The sequence below is a fragment of the Stappia sp. TSB10GB4 genome, from assembly GCF_900185745.1.
Taxonomy (GTDB): domain Bacteria; phylum Pseudomonadota; class Alphaproteobacteria; order Rhizobiales; family Stappiaceae; genus Stappia.
In genome coordinates, this window is record NZ_FYAV01000088.1 from 22800 (window position 1) to 35034 (window position 12235).

The following is a 12235-nucleotide window of genomic DNA, read 5'->3' on the forward strand; positions in this document are numbered from 1 at the left end:
GGCGATGGTAAATGGGCGCGCATGAGCACGCAGAAAATCTCCGACATCCGCAATTTCTCGATCGTGGCGCATATCGACCACGGCAAATCGACGCTGGCCGACCGCCTGATCCAGATGACGGGCACGCTGACCGAGCGCGAGATGAAGGAGCAGGTGCTCGATTCGATGGACATCGAGCGCGAGCGCGGCATCACCATCAAGGCGCAGACCGTGCGCCTGATCTACAACGCCAAGGACGGCAAGCAGTACAAGCTGAACCTGATCGACACGCCGGGCCATGTCGACTTCGCCTATGAGGTGTCGCGTTCGCTCGCCGCCTGCGAAGGGTCGCTGCTCGTCGTCGACGCCAGCCAGGGCGTCGAGGCGCAGACGCTCGCCAATGTCTACCAGGCCATCGACAACGATCATGAGATCGTGTCGGTGCTCAACAAGGTCGACCTGCCGGCGGCCGAGCCCGAGCGCGTCAAGCAGCAGATCGAGGACGTGATCGGCCTTGATGCCTCCGAAGCGGTGATGATCTCGGCCAAGACCGGCCTTGGCGTCGAGAACGTGCTGGAGGCGATCGTCAACCGCCTGCCGGCGCCCGAGGGCGATCCCGGCGCGCCGCTGAAGGCGCTGCTGGTCGATAGCTGGTACGACGCCTATCTCGGCGTCATGGTGCTGGTGCGCATCATCGACGGCTCGATGAAGAAGGGCCAGAAGGTCAAGATGATGGGCACGGGCGCGGCCTATGAGATCGACCGGGTCGGCGTCATGACGCCGAAATTCCTGTCGGTCGACAGCCTCGGCCCCGGCGAGATCGGCGTCATCACCGCCTCGATCAAGGAAGTGGCCGACACCCGCGTCGGTGACACGATCACCGACGACCGCAAGCCCTGCGCGCAGGCGCTGCCCGGCTTCAAGCCGGCCCAGCCGGTGGTGTTCTGCGGCCTCTTTCCGGTCGATGCCAACGATTTCGAGGACCTGCGCGCGGCGATGGGCAAGCTGCGCCTCAACGATGCCAGTTTCTCCTTCGAGATGGAGACGTCGGCGGCGCTCGGCTTCGGCTTCCGCTGCGGCTTCCTCGGCCTCCTGCATCTGGAGATCGTCCAGGAGCGGCTGGAGCGCGAATTCGACCTCGACCTGATCGCCACCGCGCCCTCGGTCGTCTACCGCATGCACCTGACCGACGGCACGCTGAAGGAGCTGCACAATCCGGCCGACATGCCGGACCCGGTGAAGATCGACACGATCGAGGAGCCGTGGATCCGCGCCACGATCATGACGCCGGACGAGTATCTCGGCGCGATCCTGACCCTGTGCCAGGAGCGGCGCGGCGTGCAGATCGACCTCAACTATGTCGGCAACCGCGCCATGGTCACCTATGACCTGCCGCTGAACGAGGTGGTCTTCGACTTCTATGACCGGCTGAAGTCGATCTCCAAGGGCTACGCCTCCTTCGACTACCAGATCACCGATTATCGCGAGGGCGACCTCGTCAAGATGTCGATCCTGGTCAATGCCGAGCCGGTCGACGCGCTCTCCGTGCTGGTCCACCGCACGCAGGCCGACCGGCGCGGCCGCGCCATGTGCGAGAAGCTGAAGGACCTGATTCCCCGGCACATGTTCAAGATCCCGATCCAGGCGGCCATTGGCGCCCGGGTCATCGCCCGCGAGACCATCGCGGCGCTGCGCAAGGACGTCACCGCCAAGTGCTATGGCGGCGATGCGACGCGCAAGCGCAAGCTTCTGGAAAAGCAGAAGGAAGGCAAGAAGCGCATGCGCCAGTTCGGCAAGGTGGAGATCCCGCAGGAAGCCTTCATCAAGGCCCTGAAGATGGATTCCTGACCCGCACGCTGCCTTGCGCCGCCGCCTATTCGGCGGCGACGAGGGCGGGCGCTTGCCAGTTGCCGGCCTCGATCTCGGCGATCTGCGTGTCGATCTGCTGCAGCACGAAGCGCGAGAACGGGCCGAGATGCACGTAGAGCGCCACCATGTGCAGCATCGGGTTGAGGGCGCGCGGGTTGTGCCGCAGCGTGAAGGCAATCATTCGCCACAGGTGGCCGCGATGCTCGGGCTTGCGCAGGGTGATCGACCAGACGAGCTTGCCCAGCTTCCTTACATCGCTTGGCAGGCGGGCGTTGAGCACGTCGCCATTGGGGCCGCTCATGTCGAGCAGCGAGACCATCTTGCGCAGCCGGCCGAAATAGGCCTCGGGTGAGTAGACCCGTTCGATCACCTTCCGGTAGTCGCCCAGTATCTGCGCGCGCGGGCGCAGGGTCTCGAAATTGAGCCCCGCCGTGCACTGGTCGCCCTGCTCGTGGTTGGGATCGGCGACGTCGAACTCGGCATGCAGCCGGCCCTGTGCCGCCAGCCGCCGGGTGAGCTGGGTGCTGGGCAGGGCGTAGAGCAGTCCGGTCATGGCGACGGGAATGGCGGCCTCTTCGATGAGGCCGGCGATCTCGTCCGCCACCCGGTCGCTCTCCTCGTCGAAGCCGACGATGAAGCCGCCGATGACGAAAATCCCGGCCTCGTAGATCTTGTGCACGCTGGCGGCGATGTCGCGCCGGGTGTTCTGCTTCTTGCGGGTGGCGACCAGCACGTCCGGGTCCGGACTTTCGATCCCGACGAAGACGATGAAGAACCCGGCCTGCCGCATCATTTCGAGCAGGTCCTGGTCGTCCGCCAGATTGAGCGAAGCCTCGGTGGACAGTTCGAACGGGCGCCCATGCGTCTTCTGCCAGGCGATGAGATCGGGCAGGAAGGCCTTCACCGCCTTCTTGTTGCCGATCAGGTTGTCGTCGACGAAATCGACATGGCCGCGATAGCCCAGGTCGTACAGCGCCTGAAGCTCGGCCAGGATCTGCGCGCTGCCCTTGGTGCGCGGCTTGCGGCCGTAGAGCTCGATGATGTCGCAGAATTCGCAGGTGAACGGGCAGCCGCGCGAAAACTGCACGTTGACCTGCACATAATCGGAAAAGTTCAGCAGGTCGAAGCGCGGGACCGGTGTGGTGGTGACGTCGGCCTTGAACTTCTCGGCCTCGAACGTGCCGCTCCGCTCGCCGCGCTCGAACGCCTCGAGGAAGGCGCCGAAGATGCCCTCGGCCTCGCCGATGACCCGGAAGTCGGCCTGCGCGTAGTGATCCGGGCTCGAGGTCACGTCCGGTCCGCCGACCACCACCGGAATGCCGGCGCCCTTGCACAGGGCGATGATCGCCAGCGTGTCGGACTGCTGCGGCAGCATGCCGCCGGTGAAGACGACATCGGCCCAGGCAAGGTCCTCGTCCCGCAGTTCCGCCGTGTTGCGGTCGATGAGCCGCGGTTCCCAACTCTCCGGCAACATCGCCGCGACGGTGATCAGGCCGAGGGGCGGTGCCGGGTATTTGGCGCCGACCAGGTTGCAGGTCTCCTGGTAGTTCCAGAAGGAGCCCGCCTGGAAGCGCGGGTAGAGCAGCAGGACTTTGACGGCTGGTCGCATTCTCACGCAATTCCTTCGGGGGATCGAGGGTCCTTGCGGCGACCATAGCAGACCCGGCGGCGCTTGTGATGGGGGTGTGCAAGGTGCTTGGCTTGATCGGGCTTGCAAAATGGAATGCGCTCACCATTTGTTAACGGTGCTTGTTCATCATTGACCGACGACCACGCGCGCCGAACGGTGTCGCAAGCCTGTCACCCTCGCATTGCAAAATGAGGGACGGGCGGTTCCGAGAAACGACCCTGGCGCAGATCGTCATGCGACGGTGCGATACGTTCCGCACCGCGATGGACCTGTTGCAGCCCGGCTTTCGCGATGGCGGAGGCGGGCAGGCGACGGCATGGCACCCGCAAAGCGGTGCAAGCGAAAACAAGAACGATAAGAAAGAGACTGACTATGGAACTTGGAAATGTGAAGTGGTTCGACAACAAGGCCGGTATCGGCGCGATCGAACCGAACGAAGGCGACTATGTTCACGTGGACATGGCGGCACTGCGCAAGTCGGGCGTTCCGAGCCTGCGCGAGGGCCAGCTTGTGGCCTATGATCTCGCCTATCTGCGCGGCCACACGGTCGCGGAGAACCTGCGCGTCCTGTAACGCGCCGGCCGGGAGAACCCGGCCGAAGCCGTCCCTTCACGCAAGACTTGCGTGATGCGCGAAGCGCCGCTGCCCGGACAAGGCACGGCGCTTTTTGCGTTTAAGGGGGCAATCCCCCTCAGGCGCGCGACAGGCGCCACAACCTCAGCATGGCCACCAGACCGACGGCGGGACCGAGCGCCAGCAGCGCCAGCAGCACCGGCCAGCCGGAGTGTTCGGCGACGACGGGGGCCGCCTGTACCGTGACGAAGGTCAGGGCGAAGCCGATGGCCGTCTGCAGCGTCATCAGGCTGCCGGCCTGCTCCGGCGGAGCGAAATCGGCGACGAGCGCGGAAAACTGCGGCGAGTCCGGCACGATGGACGCGCCCCACAGCAGGAAGATCGCCGCCAGCAGCCAGACCGGACCGCCGAAGCACAGGGCTGCCGCGATCGCGCTGGCGAAACTGACCGCGAGCGCGACGAGCGCCACCGTGTCCTTGCCGATGCGGTCGGCGACCCAGCCGCCGGCGATGCAGCCGAGCCCGCCGAGCGCGATGGCGGCGAAGGTGACGAGGCGCGCGAGCCGCAAGCCCTCGCCATCCCCCAGCACCGGGATGAAGGCGGCGGCCATCGCGGCGCCGGCCCAGGTCCACATGGCATAGAGCTCCCACATGTGGCCGAAATAGCCGGCATAGGCGAGGCGGATGCGCCGGTCGGTCCAGGCGCGGCGGATCACCGCCGGATCGAAGCGCGGCGAACTTGCGTGATATGGCCCGAGCCGCACGGCAAGGGCGAGGCTCGCGGCAATGAGCGAGGCTGCGGAGGCGATGAGCACGGTCGCCCGCCAGTCGGCGCCGCCGCCGAGTGCGATCACATGCGGCAGCGCCGAGCCGATCGTCACCGCGCCGACCAGCAGGCCGACAAGGAAGCCGCGATCTCGCAAGCCCCAGCCGACCGCGATCTTCATGCCGACCGGATAGACACCGGCCAGCAGGGCGCCGGTGGCGACCCGCGCCAGAATCGCTCCCGTGCCGCCGATGGGCAGGACCAGCAGCGCCGCGTTGACCAGCGCCGCCAGCGCGGCGCAGGCGGCGAACAGCCGGCCGGGATGCAGCCGGTCCGGCAGGCCGAGAATGGCCGAGGCGAGCGCGCCGACGACGAAGCCCACCTGCACGGCGCTCGACAGCAGCGCCTGGCGCACCGGCGTGATCGGATGCTCGGCCAGCATCTCGGGCAGGATCGCGGCCGAGACGAACCACAGCGACAGTGCGGCGATGACGGCAAGGGTCAGCAGGGAAAGCGAGCGGGTCTTGGAGGCACTGGACATGGCGGAGCGGCGGCCGGTCGGGAGGCTTGCCGGCGATCCGGCGGTACGGCAGTTTGGCGAGACTATCAGTGCCCGGGCCTTGCGTCGATCACGCGCACCCGTCCTGCAACTGGCGGCTCAGAGGGAGAGATGATTTTCGATTGACGGGTTTTTGGTTTCATTTGATTGTCCAACTGGAAAATAAAGAAAGAAAGCGAACATTCGGAGGAGACGCGTGAGCGGCGGACACATACTCGCAATCGACCAGGGCACCACATCGAGCCGGGCGATTGTCTTCGACGGCGCCTTCCGGTCGGTTGCCGTGGGGCAGCAGGAGTTCCCTCAGCATTTCCCGCATTCCGGCTGGGTCGAGCACGAGCCGGAGGATCTGTGGACCTCGACGCTCGCCGTCTGCCGCGAAGCGCTGGCCGGGATCGAGGGCGGGGCGTCGGCGATTGCCGCTGTCGGCATCACCAACCAGCGCGAGACGACGCTGGTGTGGAGCCGCAAGACCGGCGAGCCCGTGTACCGCGCCATCGTCTGGCAGGACCGCCGCACGGCGGACTTCTGTGCCGCCCTGAAGCGCCAGGGCCACGAGGACCTGTTCACCCGCAAGACCGGCCTGCTGCTCGATCCCTATTTCTCCGGCACCAAGCTGGCCTGGATCCTCGACAATGTCGAAGGCGCGCGGGCGCGGGCGGAGAGCGGCGAACTGCTGTTCGGCACCGTCGATAGCTGGCTGATCTGGAAGCTGACCGGCGGCCGCTCGCATGTGACGGATGCGACCAATGCCTCGCGCACGCTGCTCTACAACATCGACGAGAACCGCTGGGACGAGGAACTGTGCGGCCTGCTCGGCGTGCCCCTGTCGATGCTGCCGGAGGTGAAGGACAGCGCCGACGCGTTCGGCACGGTCGATCCGGAGCATTTCGGCGCGGCACTGCCGATCCTCGGGGTTGCCGGCGACCAGCAGGCGGCGACCGTCGGCCAGGCCTGTTTCCGCCCCGGCATGGTCAAGTCGACTTATGGCACCGGCTGCTTCGCGCTGCTCAATACCGGCGAGACCCGCGTCGCCTCGCGGAACCGGCTGCTGTCGACCATCGCCTATCGCCTCGACGGGCGCACCACCTATGCGCTGGAAGGCTCGATCTTCGTTGCCGGCAGCGCGGTGCAGTGGCTGCGCGACGGGCTCGGCATCATCGAGACGGCGGCCGAAAGCCAGAAGCTGGCCGAGGCTTCCGACCCGGAGAACCGCCTCTACCTGGTGCCGGCCTTTGTCGGCCTGGGCGCGCCTTATTGGGACCCGGACGCGCGCGGCGCGCTGTTCGGCCTGACGCGGGCGAGCGGCCCGGCCGACTTCTGCCGCGCAGCGCTGGAAAGCGTCGGCTACCAGACCCGTGACCTGATCGAAGCGATGCGGGCCGATGCGGCGGACATCGACACGGGCGGCATCGATACGGCGAGCATCGTGCTGCGCGTCGATGGCGGCATGACCGCCTCGGACTGGACGATGCAGTTCCTCTCCGACGTGCTCGGCGCACCGGTCGACCGGCCGCAGGTGCTGGAGACGACCGCGCTCGGCGCGGCCTGGCTTGCCGGCTACAAGGCGGGCGTGTGGCCGGGAATGGACGAGTTTTCCGGCAACTGGCATCTCGACCGCCGTTTCGAGCCGGGCATGGCCGAGGCGGAGCGGGCGGCGCTCTATGCCGGCTGGCAGGATGCCGTGCGCCGGACCCGCAGCGCCGCCTGACGCGGGAGTCCTGGCGGCCGGCGTGCCGTACAGTGCAGGCTTGAGAACACCGCGCGGAGCCTCACCAAGGCTCCGCGCTTCGTCTTTCCCGCAGTTCCGATCCCGTCATTTTCGTTGACCGGCGGCTGGCTCGCCCGATAAGTTGACTGAAGCAATATAGTCAGGAGATCGTCAACATGCCTGTCTCGCCGCTGCAGGATCCGGACGTCGCCGCCATACGCCAGTTCAACCGCTTCCACACCCGCCTCGTCGGCGCGCTGAACGAGCGGATGCTCGCCTCCGACTATTCACTCGCCCAGGTGCGCATTCTCTACGAACTCGCCAACGCCCGGCCCGATGCGCCGCCTTCGGCGCGAGACCTTGGCGACATCCTGCAGATGGATGCCGGCTATCTCAGCCGGCTGCTGTCCGGGCTCGAGAGCGACGGGCTGCTGGCCCGCACGCCCTCGCCCGAGAACGCCAAGCGGCTGGCGCTGACGCTGACCGAGCGGGGCCGGGAGGTCTTCGCCGGGCTCAACGAGGCTTCCGCGCGCGAGGTCGCGAGCCTGCTCTCGGGGCTGCCGGCGGAGGCACGCGGCCAGTTGACCGGCGCGATGGCCCGCATCCGCCGGCTGCTTGGCGACATGCCCGACACCCGCGCCTTCATCCTGCGCGATCCGCGGCCCGGCGATCTTGGCTGGGTCATCTACCGGCAGGCGGCGCTTTATGCGCAGGAATACGGCTTCGACTGGACCTTCGAAGGGCTGATTTCCGAGATCGCCGGCAAGTTCGTCCGCGAGTTCGATCCCGCGCGCGAGCGTTGCTGGATCGCCGAGATGGAGGGCGAGGCCGTCGGCTCGGTCTTCGTCGTGCGCCAGGACGACGAGGTCGCCAAGCTGCGCCTGCTCTATGTCGATCCGGCGGCGCGCGGGCGCGGCCTTGGCCGTGCCCTTGTCGAGGAATGCCTGCGCTTTGCACGCGGTGCCGGCTATCGGCGCATGGTGCTGTGGACCAACGACATCCTCACCTCGGCACGGCGCATCTACGAGGCGGCCGGCTTCGAACTGCTGGAGGAAGAACACCACCACAGCTTCGGCCATGATCTGGTCGGCCAGAACTGGGGGCGCGAGCTGTGAGAGGGGCCGTGCTTGGCGCGATCTTCACCGGATTGCAGGTCGGGGCGGCCCTCGTGGCGAGCGAAGCGGTGGTTGCCGAGGTCGGCGCGGGGCGGCTCGGCTTCCTGCGCTATGCCATCGCCCTGCTGATCCTGCTGCCGGTGGCCTTCTTCTCTTCCGGCGCGCCGGTGGCCCGGCGCGACATGCTTCCCGTGGCCCTGATCGGCATCGGCCAGTTCGGCGTGCTGGTCGGCCTGCTCAACGTCGCCGTGCTGCATACCGGCTCGCCGCGGGTGGCGCTGGTCTTCGCGACCCTGCCCATCGTCACGCTGGCTGTTGGTCTGCGCTTTGCCGTCGGACGGGTTTCGCCGCTGGAACTCGCCTCGATCCTGCTGTCGGTCGTCGGCGTCGGTATCCTGCTGGCCGGCGAGGCGCTGACGGGCCGGATGCTCGCCTCCGACTGGATCGGCGTCGGTTGCGCGGCGCTGGCAACGCTCACCGGTGCGCTGTGCTCGCATCTCTACCGGCCCTATCTGCAGCGCTGCGGCGTCGCCAAGGTCAGCGTCATCGCCATGCTCGCCTCGCTGCTGCCGCTCGGTGTCATGGCTCTTCTCGAAGGGCAGGGCCTGCCGATGGCCGACTGGTCGCGGCGCACCGTGATGCTGGTCGGCTTCGTCGGCCTGTCGAGCGGCGCGGGCTTCCTGCTCTGGCTCTACGCGCTGAGCCGGCTGCCGGCGGCGGTGGTGACCGCCTTTCTCGGCCTCAGCCCGGTGACCGCGGTGGTCCTGTCGGTGCTGTTCCTGGGAGCGACGCCGACGCTGACGCTGGCCGTGGCCATGGTGCTGGTCGTCGGCAGCCTTGCCGCCACCGCCGTCGCGCAGCGCCGGGGTCGGAAACCGGCGCCGCCCCTGCCGGTCGGCGGCAGTGCGTGACCCACACCGACACCCAGACCCTGGCCGCGCCTCAGCGCCAGCCGTCGCGGTGCAGCGCGGCGAGCGCGGTGCGGTAGTCGGGATAGCGGAACGCGTAGCCGAGCTCCCGCTTCACCCGGTCGTTGGAGACCCGCTTGTTCTCGCCGTAGAAGGAGCGCGCCATCGGCGACAGCTCGGCGGTCTCGAAATCCTGCTCCAGCGGCGGCGCGACGCCCAAAAGCTCCGCCGCATGGGCGATCACGTCCTGCGGCGGCGCCGGCTCATCGTCCGTGACGTTGAAGATCCGCGTCGTCGGAGCAGTGTCGATCGCCGCTTCCAGCGCGCCGGCAATGTCCTCCACATGGATGCGGTTGAACACCTGGCCCGGCTTGATCAGTCGGCGAGCCGTGCCTTTCTCGAAATTGACGAAGGCATTGCGCCCCGGCCCGTAAATGCCCGACAGGCGGAAGATCTGCACCGGGATGCCATGCTCGGCGGCAAAGGCGAGCCAGGCCTCCTCCGCCTCGACCCGCTGGCGCGAGCGCCGCGAGACGGGCCGGCACGGCGTTTCCTCGTCGACCCAGCCGCCGTCGTGATTGCCATAGACGCCGACGGTGGAGAGATAGCCGATCCATTCAGGGCGCGCGGCCGCGAGATCGTCAGCGTGATGGGCAAGCACCGGGTCGCCCGCCTCGCCCGGCGCGATGGAGACGAGCACATGGGTGGCATCGGCAAGCGCTTCGCGCACCTCGTTGCCGGGCGCCGTGCCGTCGAAGAGAACCGGCGCAATGCCCCGCTCCGCCAGCCGCGCGGCCTTCTCCGCGCTTCGGGTGGTCGCGGTGATCGTCTCGCAGCGGCTGGAGACGCGCCGGACGAAGGCATCCGCCGAATAACCGAGGCCGAAGACGAAAAGGCGCATGGATCTGGCTCCCGAAAGGATCTGGTCAGGTGAGCGACAGGTCGCCGCGGCGGATCTCGTAGAGCATCACCGCGGTCGCGACCGCGAGGTTGAGACTGTCGGCCTGGCCCGCCTGCGGGATGCGGGCGAGCGCGCTGCAGGCCTCCGCCATCTCCTGCGGCAGGCCGGACTGCTCGTTGCCCATCAGCAGCAGCGCCGGCCGGCGATAGTCGATGCTGCGATAGTCGGACGAGCCCTTGAGATGGGTGCCGACGACCGTACCGGGCCAGCGTGCGGCGATCTCGCGGAAGGCCTCGCGGGTGAGACGGGCGAGCGGCACATGGAACAGCGAACCCATGGTGGCGCGCACCGCCTCGACCGCGAAGGGATCGGTGGTGTCGCCGACCAGAAGGACGCCCGACGCCCCGACCGCATCGGCGGTGCGGATGATCGTGCCGAGATTGCCCGGATCGCGCACCTGGTCGAGCGCCACCCATACGCCCTGCGGCGCGGCCGCGAAGGCTTTCTCCAGAGCCGCTGCGGAGAGCAGGCGCTGGCCATAGACGCCAACGACCATCTGCGGGTTGTCGCGCCGGGTCATCGCCGCGAGCACAGCGGTGGAGACTTCCAGGATTGTGGCGCCGCGCGCCCGTGCCGTCGCCGCGACCTCGCGCGCCGGGGCGCTGTCCCGCGCCTCCGGGCCGAGCGCCAGCATGTCGATCTCCCAGCCGGCGGCCAGCGCGTCGGTGGCAAGCTTCAGCCCCTCGGCGACGAAGCGCCCGCTCTTCTGCCGGTGCTTGCGCTGGGCGATCAGCGCCTTGATGTCCTTGACCAGCGGATTGGAGAAGGACGTGACCTGCTTGACCTGTCCGGGGCGCGGGAGGTTGGTGCTCATGCGGCGCTCCAGCGGCTGTAGAGCGAGGTGGAAAGCGCGCGGCTGCCGCCTTCCTCGCGCAGCACCAGCTCGCCGGAGGCAAGCACGCCGCCGCGCCGCGACAGGGTTTCGGCCATCAGCTCGTGCAGCGACAGGAAGCTCGCCCGGATCGCATAGGCGGTGAGCACCAGGAAATCGGCTTCCGGCGACAGGATCTCCTCGATCATCGGCATCAAGGCCGGCAGGCTCTCGTAAAGGTCCCAGACCTCGCCCTTGGGGCCGCGGCCGTATTTCGGCGGATCGAGCAGGATGCCGTCATAGCGGTTGCCGCGCTTGACCTCGCGGGCGACGAACTTCACCGCGTCCTCGCAGATCCAGCGCACCGGCAGATGGTCGAGGCCGGACATCGCCTGGTTCTCGCGCGCCCAGCCGATCGCCTTCTTGGAGGCATCGATATGGGTGACCTCGGCGCCGGCGGCGGCCGGCACCAAGGAGGCAAGGCCGGTATAGCCGAACAGGTTGAGGATGCGCATCGGCTTGCCGCCGGCGGCCTTGCGCGCTGCCACCCGCTCGGCCATCCACTGCCAGTGGGCGGCCTGCTCGGGAAACACGCCGACATGGCGGAACGACATGAAACGGCCGAGAAAGTGGACGTCGTGAAACCGCATCGGCCAGGTCTCGGGCAGGTCGCGGTTCAGCCGCCAGCGTCCCGGCCCGTCGTCCTCGTCATTGCCGGTGAAGACGGCATCGGCCGACAGCCAGCGCTTTTCCGGCAGGCGCGGCGCGCCCATCGCCTGGGGTTCCGGGCGGTCGACGACGATGCGGCCGTAGCGCTCCAGCTTGCGCCCGTGCCCGAAGTCGAGCAGCGCATAGTCGTCCCAGCCGCGCGTCTCCAGGATCAGCGGCCAGCAGGCGGCCGGAGGCTTGCCGGCGGGGGCGGGAGCGGGATCGGAGCCGGGCAGGGCGGGGCGAACGGACACGGGAACGGACTGCCTTCTCGAACGGCCCGGCGGCCGGCCGGGCAGGAACTGACGGCGACCTTCGGGTGGCGCCGTTTCCGTTGGCCTTAGGGCGGTTCACGGCGCGGGTCAATCGCCTCGCAGGGCAAGGCCTGTGCTGCGCTGCGGCAAGAAGAAGTTTGTCGCCGATTTTCTCGCAAGCACTTGAAAGGCGGAGGCAGCTTGGCCAAGCTTAGGGAAAGGGTCGACGTCCCGCGAGGCGGGCGTCGCAACAAGGGATTGGCGGTCCATGGATTTGGTTGGCGAGTATCGATTGTTGGCGGGCCGTGGGGCTGTTTGGTTGGCGCTGAACGATGCGGATGTTCTGCGTCGTTGCATACCGGGCTGCGAGGAGCTTGAGCAGGTTTCGGACC

11 protein-coding genes are annotated in these 12235 nt (G+C 67.9%); 6 read left to right on the forward strand and 5 right to left on the reverse strand.

Annotated elements, in window-relative coordinates:
• Nucleotides 1–21 precede the first annotated feature (21 nt).
• The gene (gene lepA / locus TSB10GB4_RS23365) at nt 22–1827 is read left to right on the forward strand and encodes a translation elongation factor 4 (protein ID WP_186388933.1); all 1806 of its coding nucleotides are present in this window, start codon (nt 22–24) and stop codon (nt 1825–1827) included.
• Nucleotides 1828–1852: 25 nt separating this feature from the next.
• On the opposite strand, the gene TSB10GB4_RS23370 is transcribed toward lepA, so the two are convergent.
• Nucleotides 1853–3457 (reverse strand): B12-binding domain-containing radical SAM protein, encoded by a 1605-nt coding sequence (locus TSB10GB4_RS23370; protein WP_186397705.1) that lies wholly within the window; start codon nt 3455–3457, stop codon nt 1853–1855.
• Between the two features lie 393 nt (nt 3458–3850).
• Here TSB10GB4_RS23370 and TSB10GB4_RS23375 point away from each other — a divergent pair, with 393 nt between their 5' ends.
• Complete coding sequence (locus TSB10GB4_RS23375; RefSeq protein WP_186388935.1) at nt 3851–4051, forward strand: cold-shock protein; 201 nt, start codon at nt 3851–3853, stop codon at nt 4049–4051.
• Nucleotides 4052–4169: 118 nt separating this feature from the next.
• Here the strand turns inward: TSB10GB4_RS23375 and TSB10GB4_RS23380 are convergent, their stop codons facing one another.
• A complete protein-coding gene (locus TSB10GB4_RS23380; protein WP_186397706.1) occupies nt 4170–5357 on the reverse strand; it encodes an MFS transporter in 1188 nt (395 codons plus the stop codon).
• Nucleotides 5358–5571: 214 nt separating this feature from the next.
• Here TSB10GB4_RS23380 and glpK point away from each other — a divergent pair, with 214 nt between their 5' ends.
• From glpK to TSB10GB4_RS23395, 3 genes are all read left to right on the forward strand, one after another.
• Nucleotides 5572–7086, forward strand: coding sequence for a glycerol kinase GlpK (glpK, locus tag TSB10GB4_RS23385; RefSeq protein WP_186397707.1), 1515 nt, complete (start codon nt 5572–5574; stop codon nt 7084–7086).
• A gap of 176 nt (nt 7087–7262) precedes the next feature.
• Nucleotides 7263–8201, forward strand: a complete 939-nt coding sequence (locus TSB10GB4_RS23390; protein WP_186397708.1) for a bifunctional helix-turn-helix transcriptional regulator/GNAT family N-acetyltransferase — start codon at nt 7263–7265, stop codon at nt 8199–8201.
• Nucleotides 8202–8209: 8 nt separating this feature from the next.
• Nucleotides 8210–9112, forward strand: coding sequence for a DMT family transporter (locus TSB10GB4_RS23395; RefSeq protein ID WP_208984947.1), 903 nt, complete (start codon nt 8210–8212; stop codon nt 9110–9112).
• 31 nt (nt 9113–9143) lie between these two features.
• Here the strand turns inward: TSB10GB4_RS23395 and TSB10GB4_RS23400 are convergent, their stop codons facing one another.
• The 3 genes from TSB10GB4_RS23400 to TSB10GB4_RS23410 are packed head-to-tail and all read right to left on the reverse strand — an operon-like array spanning nt 9144 to nt 11843.
• The gene (locus tag TSB10GB4_RS23400) at nt 9144–10010 is read right to left on the reverse strand and encodes an SDR family oxidoreductase (RefSeq protein WP_186397709.1); all 867 of its coding nucleotides are present in this window, start codon (nt 10008–10010) and stop codon (nt 9144–9146) included.
• 25 nt (nt 10011–10035) lie between these two features.
• On the reverse strand, nt 10036–10884 hold the full coding sequence (locus tag TSB10GB4_RS23405) for an RNA methyltransferase (protein ID WP_186397710.1): 849 nt from the start codon (nt 10882–10884) through the stop codon (nt 10036–10038).
• Nucleotides 10881–11843, reverse strand: a complete 963-nt coding sequence (locus TSB10GB4_RS23410; RefSeq protein ID WP_186397711.1) for a class I SAM-dependent methyltransferase — start codon at nt 11841–11843, stop codon at nt 10881–10883. The genes TSB10GB4_RS23405 and TSB10GB4_RS23410 overlap by 4 nt, the downstream gene beginning before the upstream one ends.
• A gap of 268 nt (nt 11844–12111) precedes the next feature.
• Here TSB10GB4_RS23410 and TSB10GB4_RS23415 point away from each other — a divergent pair.
• Nucleotides 12112–12235, forward strand: a 124-nt coding sequence (locus TSB10GB4_RS23415) for an SRPBCC domain-containing protein (protein WP_256376587.1), incomplete at its 3' end; no start/stop codon positions are given.

Bases quoted from the DNA above. Each gene is read 5' to 3' on its own strand.
- TSB10GB4_RS23405 (WP_186397710.1), bottom strand. From the start codon at position 10,884: ATGAGCACCAACCTCCCGCGCCCCGGACAGGTCAAGCAGGTCACGTCC.
- TSB10GB4_RS23380 (WP_186397706.1), bottom strand. From the start codon at position 5,357: ATGTCCAGTGCCTCCAAGACCCGCTCGCTTTCCCTGCTGACCCTTGCC.
- TSB10GB4_RS23400 (WP_186397709.1), bottom strand. From the start codon at position 10,010: ATGCGCCTTTTCGTCTTCGGCCTCGGTTATTCGGCGGATGCCTTCGTC.
- lepA (WP_186388933.1), top strand. From the start codon at position 22: ATGAGCACGCAGAAAATCTCCGACATCCGCAATTTCTCGATCGTGGCG.
- TSB10GB4_RS23370 (WP_186397705.1), bottom strand. From the start codon at position 3,457: ATGCGACCAGCCGTCAAAGTCCTGCTGCTCTACCCGCGCTTCCAGGCG.
- TSB10GB4_RS23390 (WP_186397708.1), top strand. From the start codon at position 7,263: ATGCCTGTCTCGCCGCTGCAGGATCCGGACGTCGCCGCCATACGCCAG.
- TSB10GB4_RS23375 (WP_186388935.1), top strand. From the start codon at position 3,851: ATGGAACTTGGAAATGTGAAGTGGTTCGACAACAAGGCCGGTATCGGC.